The organism is Pseudomonas parafulva (assembly GCF_002021815.1).
GTDB lineage: Bacteria > Pseudomonadota > Gammaproteobacteria > Pseudomonadales > Pseudomonadaceae > Aquipseudomonas > Aquipseudomonas parafulva_B.
On sequence record NZ_CP019952.1, the window covers coordinates 4289683 to 4307400 of the forward strand.

General features: G+C 63.2%; 11 protein-coding genes. 3 read left to right on the forward strand and 8 right to left on the reverse strand.

Annotation, left to right across the window (positions count from 1 at the left end):
- Positions 1-88 precede the first annotated feature (88 nt).
- Positions 89-2887: a dermonecrotic toxin domain-containing protein gene (locus B2J77_RS19360; RefSeq protein WP_078479248.1), complete on the forward strand. Its 2799-nt coding sequence runs from the start codon at positions 89-91 to the stop codon at positions 2885-2887.
- Here the strand turns inward: B2J77_RS19360 and B2J77_RS19365 are convergent.
- The 8 genes from B2J77_RS19365 to glnE form a co-directional block, all read right to left on the reverse strand.
- Positions 2860-4302 (reverse strand): lipopolysaccharide kinase InaA family protein, encoded by a 1443-nt coding sequence (locus B2J77_RS19365; RefSeq protein WP_078479249.1) that lies wholly within the window; start codon positions 4300-4302, stop codon positions 2860-2862. The two genes, B2J77_RS19360 and B2J77_RS19365, sit on opposite strands and share 28 nt — an antisense overlap.
- Positions 4302-5054 (reverse strand): lipopolysaccharide kinase InaA family protein, encoded by a 753-nt coding sequence (locus B2J77_RS19370; protein WP_058639078.1) that lies wholly within the window; start codon positions 5052-5054, stop codon positions 4302-4304. Before B2J77_RS19370 ends, B2J77_RS19365 begins: the two co-directional genes overlap by 1 nt.
- The gene (locus B2J77_RS19375; protein ID WP_058602994.1) at positions 5051-5785 is read right to left on the reverse strand and encodes a lipopolysaccharide kinase InaA family protein; all 735 of its coding nucleotides are present in this window, start codon (positions 5783-5785) and stop codon (positions 5051-5053) included. The genes B2J77_RS19370 and B2J77_RS19375 overlap by 4 nt, the downstream gene beginning before the upstream one ends.
- Entirely contained in the window at positions 5785-6591 is an 807-nt protein-coding gene (gene rfaP / locus B2J77_RS19380; RefSeq protein WP_058602993.1) for a lipopolysaccharide core heptose(I) kinase RfaP, read from the reverse strand. Before rfaP ends, B2J77_RS19375 begins: the two co-directional genes overlap by 1 nt.
- Complete coding sequence (locus B2J77_RS19385; RefSeq protein WP_058602992.1) at positions 6588-7712, reverse strand: glycosyltransferase family 4 protein; 1125 nt, start codon at positions 7710-7712, stop codon at positions 6588-6590. The genes rfaP and B2J77_RS19385 overlap by 4 nt, the downstream gene beginning before the upstream one ends.
- Positions 7712-8770, reverse strand: a complete 1059-nt coding sequence (gene waaC / locus B2J77_RS19390) for a lipopolysaccharide heptosyltransferase I (RefSeq protein ID WP_058639077.1) — start codon at positions 8768-8770, stop codon at positions 7712-7714. Before waaC ends, B2J77_RS19385 begins: the two co-directional genes overlap by 1 nt.
- Positions 8771-9820 carry a lipopolysaccharide heptosyltransferase II gene (gene waaF / locus B2J77_RS19395; RefSeq protein ID WP_058602990.1) on the reverse strand — a complete coding sequence of 350 codons (1050 nt, stop codon included), beginning with the start codon at positions 9818-9820 and terminating at the stop codon, positions 8771-8773.
- 155 nt (positions 9821-9975) lie between these two features.
- On the reverse strand, positions 9976-12909 hold the full coding sequence (gene glnE / locus B2J77_RS19400) for a bifunctional [glutamate--ammonia ligase]-adenylyl-L-tyrosine phosphorylase/[glutamate--ammonia-ligase] adenylyltransferase (protein ID WP_058639076.1): 2934 nt from the start codon (positions 12907-12909) through the stop codon (positions 9976-9978).
- Positions 12910-13293: 384 nt separating this feature from the next.
- Here glnE and aceE point away from each other — a divergent pair, with 384 nt between their 5' ends.
- A complete protein-coding gene (gene aceE / locus B2J77_RS19410) occupies positions 13294-15939 on the forward strand; it encodes a pyruvate dehydrogenase (acetyl-transferring), homodimeric type (RefSeq protein WP_058639075.1) in 2646 nt (881 codons plus the stop codon).
- A 13-nt stretch (positions 15940-15952) separates the two neighbouring features.
- Positions 15953-17602 (forward strand): dihydrolipoyllysine-residue acetyltransferase, encoded by a 1650-nt coding sequence (gene aceF, locus B2J77_RS19415; RefSeq protein ID WP_078479251.1) that lies wholly within the window; start codon positions 15953-15955, stop codon positions 17600-17602.
- Positions 17603-17718: the final 116 nt, after the last annotated feature.

A 17718-nucleotide genomic window follows, 5' to 3' on the forward strand; every position in this document is an offset into this window, starting at 1 on the left:
GCCTTACTGCGTAATGGCAGTAGCGGGTTAGCACGCATGCCCCTGCCATATCGCCCAGGCTCGCGATCTCTCTAAAGGAGCTCGCATCATGCCATCCGTCTCACCCTTGCAACATTTCGAGTCATTCGACGCGGCAATCACTGCCCTGTTGTCCCCCCTGCCCTCACCAGACTTGCAGCTTCCACCGGTGGCGGGCCGGCAACAGTTCTTCGGCGCGCTTGCAGACTACTGGAACCTGCCGGACGCAACAGGCAATAACCGCCGTACTCGGCTCATTGCGCTTCGGCGACAACAGCTTCAGGCCGAAATGGACCTGCGCATCACTGACGCAACACTGGAGCCTGTGGCGGCATCGCTGTTACAGACGTGCCTTGACCAACCCATGTCCTGGGCTCGCCAAGGCATCGAGGCGTCCAGGCGTCCACAGCTCTATCGCCTGCTGCTCGACTGCTCACGACCCAACTGGAGGGCCTACTTGCCAGGCGCCGTACTGCTTGTACAAGGCGGTGTCGAGGGGCAGATGATGACGGGCGATGCGGTCAGCGGCCCAGCCTTGTTATGCAGCCTCTCCCACGGCATCGAAGCGTTCGCCGATGTTCAGAGCCTGCACCTGGAGCTGTGCGAGCGGCTGGATGATCCCCTGCAAAGTCAGCCGATGCTCACGCTGCTGGCGCCGGCTGATGCCGACCGCGCCCATAACGCACAGCGACTGCGTTACGACTGGCTGCCCGACGATCTTGTGGAAGTCCAGATCCAGGCCTTGATCGATGCCCAGCATGGGCGATTGAACGAGGCATGGAGTAGCCAACCCATGGATCAACCGGGTTTTGCCGAGCGCCTGACCAAGGCCGCAGACCTGCTGCCCTGGGTGACCAGCAAGGCAGCGATGCCGACGCGTTATGGCCTGCTGCTTGAAAAGCACGCTCCTGCCTGGCTCAAGAAGACCTCTACCCAAGGGCTCACGCATATCATGCAGACGATGCAAGAGCTGATCGTGGCCATTGATCAGGCCGCAGCGCCGGGCATTCCTACGCTTGAACAATTCACCGAACGTAACAGCCTGCTGCAGTGGACCCGTGCCCGCCTCAGCGAGCGCCTGAGATTGGACCACCAACTCGATCTGGCACCGGAGCAGATCTTCATCAGTGTCACCATTGCCCGTCAGACCGGCCCGGTGATGCCTCCCGGTCAGCCCAGCAGCTATATACCCATCGCTAGCCGACCGCAGACAGGGAACACCGTGGAGTTGGTCAGGCAAACCTACAGCCTGGATCAGTTGGCGTTGCTGAACGTGGGCTTGCTAGACCTGGACTATTGGCTAACCGCTCGCGTCCACCATAGGGACGAGACGAACATTCAAGGCTTGTCCCCTGCGCAGGCTCGCCAGATGGTCCGTGAACTCAATGTCGGCGACAGCTATTCGCGTTTCCTGCGCAGCCACCTGATCGACCTCGCGCAAGGGCAGTGGCGACGGGATGCACATGCCCGAATCAACTGTGCTCGCATGCGGGCAGAGGCCGCCAAGGCCCGCTATGCTGGCCACTTCATACCCGACCCGCTCGAACAGGGTTATCGCTGGAGCAGGGCCGTTCTCAACTACCCCGACAGCGACTGGCGCCCCTTGGTGCAAGAGAACCGCCTGAGTGTCCGGCAGTTGTTGATTGCCGGGCACACCGTACAGGGGGTATTGCTGATCACGCCTGAAACACCCCAGATGCAGCGCTTTCTGGTGTATGCGCCAGATGCACCGGATCGCAGGCCATGGCGCGAATACGCCAATGCGCGTGCGCTGCTCCGATCGCTTCGCGCCAGCCCGGATCTACGCACTTACGTGATCGACCGCATGCCCTTGGCCCGGCGCAAAACCGCCGAGCGCCTGTTGAGCAAGGGCGGGCTCGCTCAACGGCTGAGTCGTCCGGTCATCTCCGGCAATTTTTTGCATGCCTGTTATTTGGCAGAGGTCCGCGCGTTCATATCGGCGGTCGATGCCAGCACTAATACCAAACAGGAGCTGCTGGGCGAGGCCAGCCTGCATGCCTTGTGGATCATGCTCGATTTGATCAGCTTCGTGATTCCGGTCCGTGCCCTGACGCCGCTGGCATTCGCCCGCGCTGTGCTGAGCGTACTGGACAGCCTTGAAGCACTGGAAAAGGAGGATCAGGTAGGCGTGCTCAAGCATATGGTGGAGGCTTTTACCCATATGAACGATGGCATCAACAGCATCGGCGGCACGACAGTGATCAGGCGCGCCATTCGCGCCATGCCTCCTACTCCGCCATTGATGCTACCACCTACCTTCCAGGTACGCCCGGACACCGCCAAGTTGCGTTACCGAATCGATGGTATCCATAGCGAAGGCGTGTATGAAAAGCCATCCGAACGTGCAGGGCTGGCTCTCTACTACATCCAGGACAAGCAAGGCCGGTACTACCAGGTGGCGTTCGACGGTTATCGCTGGCGCGCCATCGATCCCAGGCAACCCGATGCCTACAGCAAGGTGGCGGTCAGACGGAGCGCTGAAGGCGAGTGGATCGTCGACTCACCCGTCCTGTGGCACGACGGCCTGCCAGACCTCACCGCATTGCTGGAACACTGCCAGCTTCCCGCGACCCCGGATGGGGTATCACTGGAAGGGGCGAGTGAACTGTACGAGAGCGATGGCCAACCCTACTTGCTCGCCGGTGGCCATGCCTTGCCCGTGCGTGCCCACCTGCTAGCCGATCACTACCATCTGCTGATACCCGGACAGCCTGCCGCGACCACCACCGCCTGGGCAATCCTGCGCTGGCGCGACGGCCAGTGGCGTATACGTGTGCGCCAACCGGGGCGAAGCAGCGACTGGCTGGCTCTGCCTGCCGCTTATGCCGCCAACGTGGGCAGCACCTGATCCAGCCGTTGGTGCAAGGCACTTTCAGCCGGCCAGTTGCGCAGCAATCGTGCCCGGTCCCGAGCGAAGGCCGGCGCGAAGCTGCCCTGGCTGCTGTGCTGGCACACGGCGTCCAAGTCGATCAGCGACCACCGACCCTGATCCCAAAACAGGTTGTGGCCCTTGAAGTCACCGTGGCTGATGCGCTCGCGGATCAGCTGTTGCATGAGCTGCACCAGGGCCTCCACCTGTTCGGCCGGCGCATCGCCCTGCTCGACGAAGGGGGCAAAGCATTCGATGAGGTCGGGGCCGTCGATGTAGTCGGTGACCAGGTAGGCACGCGTGCGCAATCCCAGCACTCGCTGCTCCAGCACCGCCAGTGGGCGCGGGGTAGCGATGTCGAGAAATGACAGGCGATGCCCTTCGATCCATGAGTGCCAGGCCCTGCTCGGTCGCCAGAAGCGCTTGAGCCAGTGGACAGTGTTCTTGATGTTGTAGCGTTTGATGACCCGTTTGCGGCCATCCACCTCGACCCGTGCCACGCTGGCCGCGCCGCCAGTCTTGTACAGGTGCCCACGATCGATCAGCGCATCCGCCTGTTCAAGCACTGGCAACAGGGCCTGGGCCTCGCTACGGACCACCGCCCGCAGGGCGATCAGGCTGCGCTCGACACTGAACAGGCTACAATCGCGGCCGGCCTTGTCCAGGAAGTCGCGTTGGCGCCAGGCGCGGACTTTGTCTATTTGCTTCTGCAAGGCCTCCATGGGCAATGCGTGCTCGGCATTGGCCAACAGGTAATGCACCAGCAGCTCTTCGGTGAACGGCTCCAGCCGCTTGGGTAGCTGCGCGAAGAACACACCCAGGTTTTCCAGTACGCGAGGACGCGAAAGCTGCTGGCCTGGCGTTTCAGCCTTGATACCGGCCCCATCGATCAGGTACAGCTTGCCTGCATGACGCAGCAGGTTGTCCAAGTGCAGGTCTTCCTGCCACAGCCCCCGGCGGTGCATCTGCGCCACAGCCGCCAGGGCCTCGCCCAGCACCTGCTGCTGCTCGTCGGCAAGCACAGGCAGGTGCTCGACCACGGACCAGGCATCGGCCAGGCTTTGGGCGCCATCAAGGTACTCGAACAACAGCCAGCCGCCCTCGCCTTCCACCAGGCCATCGGCGAGCAGTACCGGCGTGGTCAGCCCCTGCGCCGCGAGCAGCTTTACCCCTTGCAGCTCACGCTGGAAGTGACGCGCGGCATTGCTGCCCACCAGCAACTTGGCCAGGACCGGCCTGCCACGCCAAACCCCGGCCCCCACGTAACGCTGGCCCGGCAGCACGCGCAGCAGGCTGAGCAATTGCAGCTCAGCGCTACCGGCGGCATCGGCGAGGTTGACGGCAAGCGGCAGCGATGGGCTGCGACCTGTTTCCTTCAGCTCGGAAAGCTGCATCAGCGAGCCTCCTTATGATGACGGCGTTGTACCAGGCGGTTGACCCAGGTTTCGACCAGCGTGCTGTCGATGGGTTGTGCGAGGTAGGCTGCCAGCAATGTACGTATCTCGCCGTCACTCCATACCGGCGCCCGGCGCAGCAAGGGCTCGAGGTCCTTGAGGCGGTCACGCATGCCAAAGAGCAAGGGACGGGTTTTCTCCAGGTCGATCAACTGCGCGTCCCAGCCTTCTCTGCGCTTACGCAGAAAAATGTGCTTGGGATAGAAGCAACCATGCACCTGCCCAGCACCGTGCAGCGTGCGCGCCAACTGGCCGCAGGCCTGGAGCATGCCAATGCGCACCGATGCATCGAGTTCGGGCCATTGCAGCAACTGGCTGTCGAGGTCGTGCCAGTCGTCCAGCGCGCGGGTCATCAACAAGGCTCGATGCTGGCCACCTTGCTTGCGCTCGCCGTAGAACACGGCTTCCAGCGCAGGGATGTGCAGCTTCTGGTAGCGAACGATATTGCGAAATTCGCGGGCGAAGGTCGGCTCGCCAAAGGGCTTGTGCAGGCTGCGGGTAAGGTAGTCGCTCTGGCGCTTGAGGTAATAGCCCTTGCCCTCGAGTTCCAGGCGGTAAACGCTGCTCCAACCGCCGCGGCCGGTATTGGGCTCGTCCACCGCGTCGAGTTCGAGTGCCCACAGCGCCTCGAAGTCGTCCAGGCCATGGCGCTGGAGCAAGGCACGGTCTGCACTGGCCATATAGTCGGTCATTCCCTTCCCTCGAAAAAGCCCAGTACCTGACGAATGCGCTTCTTGTCCCGGGCGTTCAGCCGGTCGCGGCCTCGGTACTGCAAGTAAAAGCGCAGGCGCTGGGTTGCCGAAAGGTGGTACTTGGCGACCTTGTCCAGGCAGGCCAGGTCCTTGATCAGGCGATGGCGCCACATGAACCCACGCCAGAAATCACCTGTGGGGCAGTCGATGAAGAACAGCGTCCCTTGGTCATCGACCAGCAGGTTGCGCCACTTCAGATCGTTATGGGCGAAGCGGTGCTCGTGCATGACCCGGGTATGGCGTGCCAGCTGGCGGCTGATGTGGTCCACCCAGGCGCGATCGGCCAGGCGGGCATCGTTGCGCTCGGCCAGCGCCGAGAGGTCCTCGGTGTTGGGCAGCTCGCGGGTAATCATCGCGCCACGGCCGAACGCCAGGCCATTGCGTTCGAGCCCCCAGGCGACCACCTCGGCCGTGGGAATGCCCCACTTGGCGAACTGCTTGAGGTTCTGCCATTCGGCCTTGATACGTGGGCGGCCCAGGTAGCGGCGCATGTGCTTGCCAGCGCCGGTGTAGCGCTTGACGTAATAGTTGACGCCTTCACGCTCGACACGCACCACTTCGCTGAGCGGATCACGGGTCAGGCGTTCGCCCTGAACGGCGAATACCGCCTCGAGGCTGCCAAAATCCTTCGCCAGGTGCTCGTAACCTGGCGCCAGTGTCCAACTGGCCATCAGAGTGCATCCCCATAGCGTTGTTTACGGTCGTAGAGTTTCTGCGCCTTGCGCTCAAGCCAGGCGAGCAGTGCAGCTTCGTCCTTCATGACCTGACGCAGCGGGCGCTGGAAGTAGCTGCGCAGAAAACGCAGCTTGTCGCGTTGGGTCAGGCCAATGTCCAGGGCTGAGAAGTACAGGGCGGCCAGGTCCTTGTTACGCCAGCGGCGGCTAATGGCGGGGCGTGTCTGGGCGCGGTGCAGGTCGATCACCGACAGCTTGAAATCATCGGCCGTCACGGGCCGGTCGGTGTGCAGCAGGAAGTGACAGATGTAGCAGTCCCGGTGGTTGACGCCGGCACGGTGCATGCCACCGGTCATCTCGGCCACGCGCGCGATCAGGGCACGCTTGAGGCGTGGCGCAGGCGGCTGCCGGAGCCAGTCGATGCTGAAGTCTTCCAGGCTGACGGTCGGCGCCAGTTCCTCGGTGATGATGAAGGAGTGCTGGGTGGCCGGATTGCCGCCCCGCTCACCGAAGGCCACGGCCGTCATGGTTGGCACGCCGACCTGATGCAGGCGCTCGATGGCTTGCCACTCCTGGCCGGCGCCCAGTACCGGCAACTTGGCCGTGAGCAGGTTCTTGAAGATCTCGCCCCAGCCGATGCCACGATGGATCTTCACGAAGAAGCCTTCGCCGGCGACCTCCGTACGCAGGGTACGGCGCCCTTCAAGTTCCCGATAGACTTCGCCTTGCAGCGCTTCTACCGCCTCGAAGGCATCGCGCCCCGCCCAAAGCCGCTTGAAGGGCTCTGCCACGATCAACTTCATGCGCCCTCCTGCCCTAGGATCACATCGGCGGCATGCTGCGGCATGCTGTAAAGGTCGGCCGTATCGGCATACGCCAGGCCGTTGCGCGACCAATCGGCCCGCGCCGCGGGGTCATCGAGCATACGCTGCAGGTAGCGGTTGAGCTGCTCCTGCTCGAACGGCTCGTCCAGCACCAGACCGCAGTCGGCCTCGGCGATGTAGTGGGCATAGCCGCACACGCGCGACACCAGCACCGGCAAGCCCGCGACCAGGGCTTCGAGCAGCACGGTACCGGTGTTCTCGTTGTAGGCCGGGTGGATCAGCAGGTCGGCGCCCAGCAGGAAGCGCGGGATATCGCTGCGCCCCTTGAGAAACTGCACTTGGTCGCCCAGGCCCAGCGTCGCGCTCTGCAACTGGAAGACCTTGGGGTCATCCTGACCGATCACCAGCAATCGGGTGCGCTTGCGCAAGGCCGTGGGCAATGCCGCCAACGCCTTGAGGCTGCGGTCCACGCCCTTGGTCTTGAACCCTGAACCGATCTGCACGATCAGCAACGCATCCTCGGCCAGATCGAACTCCCTGCGCAGGTCGGCACGGATTTCAGCGGCGTTGGGCGGTGCACGACGATCCTGGGAGATGCCCGGCGGCAGCAGGTGAAAACGCTCGACCGGCGTGCCGTAGTGCTTGATGAACAGCGGCTGCTGCACCTCGGAGATCATCAGGATCTCGGTACCGGCCTCCTTGGCGAACACCGCCCGCTCGTATTCGGCGAAATGCCGGTAGCGGCCCCAACGCCGGTACAGGTCGCTGCGCAGGTTCTGCGCCTTGTCCTCGAAGCAGCCGTCGGCGGCGTAGTACACATCCAGCCCAGGCATCTTGTTGAAACCGATGAGCCGGTCCACCGGACGCTTGGCCAGGTCGGCCTGCATCCAGGCGGTGAGTTTCTCATTGCGCCGATGATTGAAGATCGCCTTGACCGGCGCCACCAGCACTTCGAAACCTGGCGGAATATCGCCCTCCCAGATCAGCGTGTAGACGCGGATCTGGTGGCCGCGCTGCTGGCATTCCAGGGCGATGCGCATGAAATCGCGCTGCAGGCCGCCAAAGGGGAAGTATTTGTAAAGTACGAAAGCCAGTTGCATCAACGGACATCCTCAGCCAGCAGCAGCGCGCTCAGGCGGCTCGCTACATGCTCGGGATTCAGGCGAGTGAAGCACAGTGGCCACTCGCGGTTCAGATCGTACCGGCGCAGGTCTTCGGCGCTCGGTTTGTAGGTGCACTTCTTCTGCAAGCAGGGTGCGCACGGCCAGTCACTGGCCTGGTGGATCTGGGTCCGTCCATAAGCGCCGGTCAGGCCCGGGTTGGTCGGGCCGAACAGCGAAAGCGTCGGTACATCGAGGGCTGCGGCCAAGTGGCCCAGGCCGGTATCGACGGCGACGCAGGCCTTTGCAGCGGCCAGCACCCGTGCAACGCCGGCCAGGTTCAATTTGGGCAGCACTTGGCAATTGTTCAAGCCCTGGGCGATGCGCTCGGCCCTGGCCTTCTCGGCCGGGTTGCCCCAGGGCAGGCGCACTTCCAGCCTGCGCCGGCCCATGCGCTCGGCCAACTCGCGCCAGTAGGCCTCGGGCCAGTGCTTGGTGGCCCAGGTGGTACCGTGCAGGAAGACCACATAGGGCGCTGCCGGCGGCAACTGCAAGCGTTCAAGGTCCAGGCCGTAACGGCCGATGCCCTCGGGCAGGTCATAGGCCAGCGCCATGGCGAATAGCTGGCGCACGCGCTCGACGGCATGCTGGCCGACCGCAACCGACAGGCGTCGGTCGTAGAAGCGGCTGGCCCAGCCTTCACGGGCCGAGTACCGGTCCAGGCCTGCGACCGGCGCCTTCACATAGCGGGTCAGCCATGCTGACTTGACCAGGCCCTGGGCATCGATCACCAAGTCGTACTGGCGCTCGCGCAGGCGCTGCTTGAAGGCCTTCCACTCGCCGCTGCGAACGGTCTGCCAGAGGTGCTTGCGCCAGCGACGGATGGCCACCGGAATAACCTGATCGACCGCCGGATGCCAGCTGGGTATCTCTGCGAAACCTTCCTCGACGACCCAGTCGAAGCGGATGCCGGGGATGGCATGGGCTGCATCGGTGAGCGCTGGCAGCGTGTGGATCACATCACCCAGCGAGGACGTCTTGATGATCAGTACCCGCACTTAGTCGACCTCGGTCAGCACGTCGATGATGTTCGCACCGCCCAGGCGGGTCAGCGCGGCGATGACCTGACCGGGTTCTAGCAGACGCAGGCAGTTGTAGTGACCGAAGCGGCAGGTGCGATCGAAACACGGGCTGCATTCGATGCCCAGGCGCACCACCTCGACCTGGCTGGCCAGCGGCGGTGTGAAACCAGGCGATGTGGAGCCGTACACGGCGACCAGCGGGCGATTGAGCGCCGCTGCCACATGCATCAACCCGGAATCGTTGGAGACCACGGCGTCTGCGCAGGACATCAGGTCGATCGCCTCGGCCAGGGAGGTTTCACCGGCCAGGTTCACGGACTCTTCGCGTAGCCCAGGGATCAGCCGTTCGCGGATCTGCTCACCCACTGGGTGATCGCTTTTCGAGCCGAACAGCCAGACCTGCCACCCCTGGCGGATCATGGCATCGGCCACGGCGGCATAGTGCTCGGCCGGCCAGCGCTTGGCTTCGCCGAACTCAGCGCCTGGGCATAGCGCCAGCACCGGACGGTCCAACTCCAGGCCGAACTTGGTCAGCGCCGCTTCACGGCTGTGTGGCTCGATCTGCAGGCTGGGCTGGGGGTAGGGCTTTGGCAGCTCGGCACCGGGGGCATAGGCCAAGGCCATGAAGCGCTCGATCATCAACGGGTAACGCGCTTTGTCCAGCTTGCGGACATCGTTGAGCAAACCGAAACGCATTTCGCCACGCCAGCCGGTGCGCTTGGGGATACCGGCAAAGAACGGTACCAGCGCCGATTTCAGCGAATTGGGCAACAAGATGGCCTGGTCGTACTGACCGCTGAGCGACTTGCCGATGCGCCGCCGTGTGGCCAGCTCCAGCGCACCGTGGCCGAGCGGGAAGCTCAAGGCCTGGCGCACCTCGGGCATGCGCTCAAGGATTGGCCGGCTCCATTCGGGGGCCAGCACATCGATCACGCAGTCGGGGTGCTGCTGTTTCAGGCACTGGAACAAGGTCTGCGCCATCACCATGTCGCCGACCCAGCTGGGGCCAATGATCAGTATTCTCATGCTAGGTCCAGAAACGCTCGGGGAGGCGACAGGCTGCAATTCAGCCCGGCCTCCCCTCTTTATATTCAGGCTATGTGGCCGACAGTGTAACACCGGGGCTGCTTCACGCCTCACTCACGGCGGATCCTCACCCTGAGGAGCCGCCTCGACTGGGCTCAGCTCAGGCCGAGCTCGCTCCAGATACGCCGCACCTGGCGGCGCTCATCGGCAAACTGCGCGGCATCGATCACCCCGGCCTGCTTCTGCAGCGCCTGGCGGTGAGAGGCCGCGCGAAATGCCTTGTATACCTCGCGCAGCAGCACCGCGTCGGCGGCAGGCATCAGCCCCACTTGCTCCAGCTCTTCCAGAATGCGGATGTTATCGGTCCATCGAACCAGGCCCGTGTGTTCATGGGACCAGGCCAAAGCGGCGTATTGCACCATAAATTCGATATCGACGATACCGCCCGCATCCTGCTTGATGTCAAAGGGCATACCCGGCTCGAAGGCGTTGGGTGCGGTGCCGGCGACAGTGGCCTTCGTGCCCAGGCTGGCGCGCATCTTGGCGCGCATTTCACTGACTTCGATACGCAGCTTCTCAAGGTCGCGGGGTTGCCCCAGCACCTGCGCCCGCACCCTCTCGAACGCCTGTCCAACCCGCGGGCAGCCCACCAGCACGCGGGCACGGACCAGTGCCTGGTGCTCCCAGGTCCAGGCCTCGCTTTGCTGGTAGCGCTCGAATGCGCCCAGCGAGCTGACCAACAGGCCCGCGGCGCCTGAGGGCCGTAGACGCATGTCCACGTCATACAGCTGGCCCGAGTTGGTCTGGGTGGTCAGCAGGTGAATGATGCGCTGCCCCAGCCGCGTGAAGAACTGCGCACCGTCGATAGGCTTGGCGCCGTCGGTTTCGGCCTGGGGGTCGCCATCATGGATGAACACCAGGTCCAGGTCCGACCCATGGCCCGTTTCCAGGCCGCCAACCTTGCCGTAGCCGATGATGACGAAACCCGGGTCGCAGGGTATGCCGTCGCTGCCCATCGGCTGACCGTGGCGGGCAACGGTCTGGCGCCAGGCCAGGGCAAGCACCTGGTCGAGGATGGCCTCGGCTAGCCACGTCAGGTAGTCGCTGACCTTCATCAACGGCAGGTTGCCACTGATTTCCGAGGCAGCCACGCGCAAGCTGTGCGCCAGTTTGAAATGACGCAGCGCCTCCATCTGCTGTTCCAGGTCATCTTCCGGAATGCGCGTGAGGCGCTCGCGCAATTCGCTGGCCAGCTCCGGTGCCAGGGGCGGGCTGAACAGGCGGCCTTCATTGAGCAACTCATCGAGCAACAACGGGTAGCGTGCGATCTGCTCGGCAATCCATGGACTGGCTGCGCACAGGGTCAGCAGACGGCGCAGGGCACCGGGGTTCTCGGTGAGCAATACCAGGTAGGCAGAGCGCCGGGCCACGGCCTCGACCAGCGGCAGTACTCGCTCAAGCACCAGGTCGGGGTTCTCGTGCTCGACCGCCTGGGCCAGCAATCGCGGAATGAAGGCGTCCAGCCGCTCGCGCCCAAGGCGCTGCATCGAACGCAGCTGCGGGCTGGCGCGCAGAGCTGCCAGGCGCCGCAAGGCCTCGCCCGGCAGCTTGAAGCCGGCCTCCTCCAGCTGACGGCCAGCAGCCTCTTCATCCTGGGCCTGCTCCCATAACGGCGACCATTCACCGCCGACCACCAACTCGCTTTCGCTTTCGTCTTCGTCGGGGTCGGCGATGACCTGCCGGAAATGCCAGTCAATGCGCTCACGCCACTGGCCAAGTTGAGCGTCGAAGGCTTGCCAGTCGGCGTAGCCCAGCATGTAGGCGACACGGGCCTGATCGGTTTCGTTCTCCGGCAACATCTGCGTCTGGCGGTCGGCAATGGCCTGGATGGCGTGCTCGGTGTAGCGCAGAAACGCATAACCCTCCCGCAGCTCGGTGACCACGGCAGGGGGCAGGTAGCCTTGGCCCTCCAGGGTAGCCAGCACCTTGAGCAGAGGCCGCTGCTGCAAGCTGAGGTCGCGACCGCCGTGAATCAGCTGGAAGGCCTGGGCGATGAACTCCACTTCGCGAATGCCGCCTGCTCCCAGCTTGATGTTGTCCGCCATGCCCTTGCGCCGCACTTCCTGCTGAATCAGCTGCTTCATGGTGCGCAGGGCTTCGATGGCCGAGAAATCCAGGTACCGCCGGTAGACGAACGGGCGCAGCATGTCCTGCAGCTGAGCGCCGGCGGCCTGATCGCCTGCAACTACCCGTGCCTTGATCATGGCATAGCGTTCCCAGTCGCGGCCCTGGTCCTGGTAATACTGTTCCAGCGCGTTGAAGCTGAGCACCAGTGCACCGGACGACCCGTAAGGGCGCAGGCGCATGTCGACGCGAAACACGAAGCCATCGACCGTGACCGGGTCCAGGGCCTTGATCAGGCGCTGACCCAGGCGGGTGAAGAACTCCTGGTTGTCCAGCGAGCGTTTCACGCCTTCGGTTTCGCCGCCTTCGGGGAATGCGAAGATCAAGTCGATGTCCGAGGAGAGGTTCAGCTCGCGTGCACCGAGCTTGCCCATGCCCAGCACCACCATGTGTTGTGGGTGGCCGCTGCGGTTGCCGATCGGCGTGCCGAATTGCTGGCAGTGCCGTGGGTACAACCACTGGTAGGCCTCGTCGATGGCGGCATCGGCCAGGTCGGAGAGATCGCGGCAGGTCTCACCGAGATCGGCCTGGCGGGTAATGTCACGCCAGATGATGCGTACCTGCTGGCGGTTGCGCTCGCGACGCAGGTTGCGGGCAAGCTCGTCCTCGCTTTGCGCCGCCTGGGCAACCTTGGCAACATGGCCGCGCAGCTCGCCTGGCCCGTAGCTGCGCTCCAGCTCGCCGCTGCGCATCAGGCCGCAGAGCAGGCCCGGGTCGCGCTGCACCTGGGTCAGCACGAAGTCGCTGACGGCCGCCACCTGGTCGAACTGCCGAGCATGCCACTCGCTCCAACTGCCCAAGTCCAGTTCGGGGTGTGCGGCCACTGCCTCGTGCAGAAACTGTTGGTTGCGCAGGGTCAGTGGTTGAAGAACGGCAGGCAGCTGGCAAGGCAAAGGCAGGCGCATGGGCTATCCTTGATCGGCGTGAAATGGATGAGGAAAGACGGCCAAGGCAAAGCCGGACCACGGTTGGACTGTCATACAAAAGTTGGAAATAGCTGAAAACATCGAATTCGTGGCATGGAACATCAACAGTTACCCGTTCGTGGAACATTGCCAACCAACATGAACGTTTTTCCTCACAAGCCAGGATGCGACCAAACGTCGCACAAATGTAGTTTTACTACTGTGCCTGTCGCGCAAAAGCATGAAATGCGAAAGCAAATGTAGTAAAACTACACGGCGCCGGACGAAGATCCCGGTAATCCAAGAATTCACGACGTCTGCCCATAAGGCCAGTCGCAATCTCAGGCAATCGATTCTGGTTGCCTTTCCGCCCTGGAGCAAGCCATGCAAGACCTCGATCCAATCGAAACCCAGGAATGGCTGGATGCCCTGGAGTCGGTCCTCGACAAAGAAGGCGAAGACCGCGCTCATTACCTGATGACCCGTATGGGCGAGCTGGCCACCCGCAGTGGCTCCCAGCTGCCATATGCGATCACCACGCCATACCGCAACACCATCCCTGTCACCCACGAAGCACGCATGCCTGGCGACCTGTTCATGGAACGCCGCATTCGCTCGATGGTGCGTTGGAACGCCCTGGCCATGGTCGTGCGCACCAACCTGAAAGACTCGGACCTGGGCGGACACATCTCCAGCTTCGCCTCCAGCGCCACCCTGTACGACATCGGCTTCAACTACTTCTTCCAGGCGCCGACCGAAGAACACGGCGGCGACCTGATCTTCTTCCAGGGCCACGCCTCGCCGGGCATCTACGCCCGCGCCTTCATGGAAGGCCGCATCAGCGAAGAGCAGATGAACAACTTCCGCCAGGAAGTCGATGGCAACGGCCTGTCCTCGTACCCACACCCTTGGCTGATGCCTGACTTCTGGCAGTTCCCGACCGTTTCGATGGGCCTGGGCCCAATCCAGGCCATCTACCAGGCACGCTTCATGAAGTACCTGGAAGCCCGTGGGTTCATTCCGGCAGGCAAGCAGAAAGTCTGGTGCTTCATGGGCGACGGTGAGTGCGACGAGCCCGAATCCCTGGGCGCAATCGCCCTGGCCGGCCGCGAGAAGCTGGACAACCTGATCTTCGTCATCAACTGCAACCTGCAGCGCCTCGACGGCCCGGTTCGCGGCAACGGCAAGATCATCCAGGAACTCGAGGGCGTGTTCCGCGGCGGTGGCTGGAACGTCAACAAAGTGGTCTGGGGTCGCTTCTGGGATCCGCTGCTGGCCAAGGACACCAACGGTGCCCTGCAACGCCGTATGGACGAAGTCATCGACGGCGAGTACCAGAACTACAAGGCCAAAGACGGCGCTTACGTGCGTGAGCACTTCTTCAACACCCCAGAGCTCAAGGCCATGGTCGAAGACCTGTCCGACGACGAGATCTGGAAGCTCAACCGTGGCGGCCACGACCCGTACAAGGTCTATGCGGCCTACCACCAGGCGGTCAACCACAAGGACCAGCCTACCGTCATCCTGGCCAAGACCATCAAGGGTTACGGTACCGGTGCCGGCGAAGCCAAGAACACCGCGCACAACACCAAGAAGGTCGATGTCGACAGCCTGCGTCACTTCCGTGACCGCTTCGATATTCCCGTCAAGGATGCGGACCTGGAGAACCTGCCGTTCTACAAGCCCGAAGAAGGTTCTGCCGAGGCCCGTTACCTGGCCGAGCGCCGTGCAGCCCTGGGCGGCTTCGTGCCTCAGCGTCGCGCCAAGAGCTTCAGCGTGCCGACCCCGCCTCTGGAAACCCTCAAGGCGATCCTGGACGGCTCGGGCGACCGCGAAATTTCCACTACCATGGCGTTCGTGCGCATCCTGGCGCAGTTGGTCAAGGACAAGGAAATCGGTCAGCGCATCGTCCCGATCATTCCTGACGAAGCCCGCACCTTCGGCATGGAAGGCATGTTCCGCCAGCTGGGCATCTACTCGTCGGTTGGCCAGCTCTACGAGCCGGTCGACAAGGACCAGGTGATGTTCTACCGCGAGGACAAGAAAGGTCAGATCCTCGAAGAAGGCATCAACGAAGCCGGCGCCATGTCGTCGTTCATCGCTGCCGGTACTTCCTACAGCTGCCACAACCAGCCTATGCTGCCGTTCTACATCTTCTACTCGATGTTCGGCTTCCAGCGTATCGGCGACCTGGCCTGGGCCGCTGGCGACAGCCGTACCCGTGGCTTCCTGATCGGCGGCACCGCCGGCCGTACCACGCTCAACGGCGAAGGCCTGCAGCACGAGGACGGTCACAGCCACATGATGGCCGGTACCATCCCGAACTGCCGCACCTATGATCCGACCTACGGCTACGAGCTGGCGGTGATCATCCAAGACGGCATGAAGAAGATGACCGAAGAACAACAGGACATCTTCTACTACATCACCGTGATGAACGAGTCTTACCAGCAGCCAGCCATTCCGGCCGGTGCCGAGGAAGGCATCATCAAGGGTATGTACCTGCTCGAGGAAGACACTCGCGAAGCCGCACACCACGTGCAGCTGATGGGTTCGGGCACCATCCTGCGCGAAGTGCGCGAAGCGGCGAAGATTCTGCGTGAAGAGTTCAACGTCGGTGCCGACGTGTGGAGCGTCACCAGCTTCAACGAACTGCGTCGCGACGGCCTGGCCGTGGAACGTGCCAACCGCCTCAAGCCTGGCCAGAAGCCACAGCAGACCTACGTCGAGCAGTGCCTGAGCGGCCGCAAGGGGCCAGTCATCGCTTCCACCGACTACATGAAGCTGTTCGCCGAGCAGATCCGCCAGTGGGTGCCGAGCAAAGAGTTCAAGGTCCTGGGTACCGACGGTTACGGTCGCAGCGACAGCCGCAAGAAGCTGCGTCACTTCTTCGAAGTAGACCGTCACTTCGTGGTACTGGCTGCCCTGGAAGCGCTGGCTGACCGTGGCGAGATCGAACCCAAGGTTGTGGCTGACGCCATCGTCAAGTTCGGCATCGACCCGGACAAGCGCAACCCATTGGACTGCTGAGGAGTATTTTTAAGTGAGCGAACTCATTCGCGTACCTGACATCGGCAGCGGTGAAGGTGAAATCATCGAGCTGTTCGTCAAGGTCGGTGACCGTATCGAGGCTGACCAAAGCCTGCTGACCCTGGAGTCCGACAAGGCCTCCATGGAGATTCCGGCGCCAAAGGCCGGCATCGTCAAGGAACTGAAAGTCAAGCTGGGTGATCGCCTGAAAGAAGGCGACGAACTCCTGGTTCTGGAAGCCGAGGGTGCCGCTGATGCGGCCCCTGAGGCACCTGCGGCCGAACAGAAGCCAGCGCAGGCCGAAGCGGCCGCACCGGCACCTGCTGCCGAGGCCGCGCCAGCATCCGCTGCCGCTCCGGCTGCCGCTAGCGTGCAGGACATCCACGTGCCGGACATTGGCTCGTCGGGTAAGGCCAAGATCATCGAAGTGCTGGTCAAGGCAGGCGATACCGTCGAAGCCGATCAGTCGCTGATCACCCTGGAGTCCGACAAGGCCTCCATGGAAATCCCTTCGCCTGCCGCTGGCGTGGTCAAGGAAGTCATTGCCAAGCTTGATGACGAAGTGGGCACCGGCGACCTGATCCTCAAGCTGGAAATTGCAGGTGCAGCGCCTGCCCCAGCGCAGGCTCCAGCCGCCGCTGCACCGGCCAAGACCGAAGCCGCACCCGCCGCTGCCCCTGCCGCTGCTGCCCCGGCTGCCGCTGCGCCTGCGCCAGCCGCAACCGCCCCGGCTGCCGGCAACAACGCCAAGGTGCATGCCGGCCCAGCCGTGCGTCAGCTGGCCCGTGAGTTCGGCGTAGAACTCGGTGCCGTGGCAGCGACCGGCCCACACGGCCGCATCCTGAAAGAAGACGTGCAGGTTTACGTCAAGGCCATGATGCAGAAGGCCAAGGAAGCGCCGGCAGCTGCCGGTGCAACCGGCGGCGCTGGCATTCCGCCAATTCCGGTAGTCGATTTCAGCAAGTTCGGTGAAGTCGAAGAAGTGGCCATGACCCGCCTGATGCAGGTCGGTGCTGCCAACCTGCACCGCAGCTGGCTGAACGTGCCGCACGTGACCCAGTTCGACTCCGCTGACATCACTGAGCTCGAAGCCTTCCGCGTTGCCCAGAAAGCCGTCGCAGAAAAGGCCGGCGTCAAGCTGACCGTCCTGCCGCTGCTGCTCAAGGCCTGCGCCTTCCTGCTCAAGGAACTGCCAGACTTCAACAGCTCGCTGGCACCAAGCGGCAAAGCAGTCATCCGCAAGAAATACGTGCACATCGGTTTTGCCGTGGACACGCCTGACGGCCTGCTGGTACCGGTAATCAAGAACGTCGACCAGAAGAGCCTGCTGCAGCTGGCTGCCGAAGCGGCTGCGCTGGCCGAGAAGGCGCGCACCAAGAAACTGTCGGCGGACGAGATGCAGGGCGCCTGCTTCACCATCTCCAGCCTTGGTCACATTGGCGGCACCGGCTTCACGCCGATCGTCAACGCCCCCGAGGTGGCCATCCTGGGCGTCTCCAAGGCGACCATGCAGCCTGTCTGGGACGGCAAGGCCTTCCAGCCCAAGCTGATGCTGCCGCTGTCGCTGTCGTACGATCACCGTGTGATCAACGGCGCCGCCGCTGCGCGCTTCACCAAGCGTCTGGGCGATGTGCTGGGCGATATCCGCACCATGCTGCTGTAAGGCAGCGCACTGCCCCTCCTGGTGAGGGGCAGCTTCTTTTTCGAGCTGCCACGCTCGTACCTCAACCCCGTCGATTGACGGGGCTTTTTTTGCCTGGAGCAAAGTAGGCGCTGAGC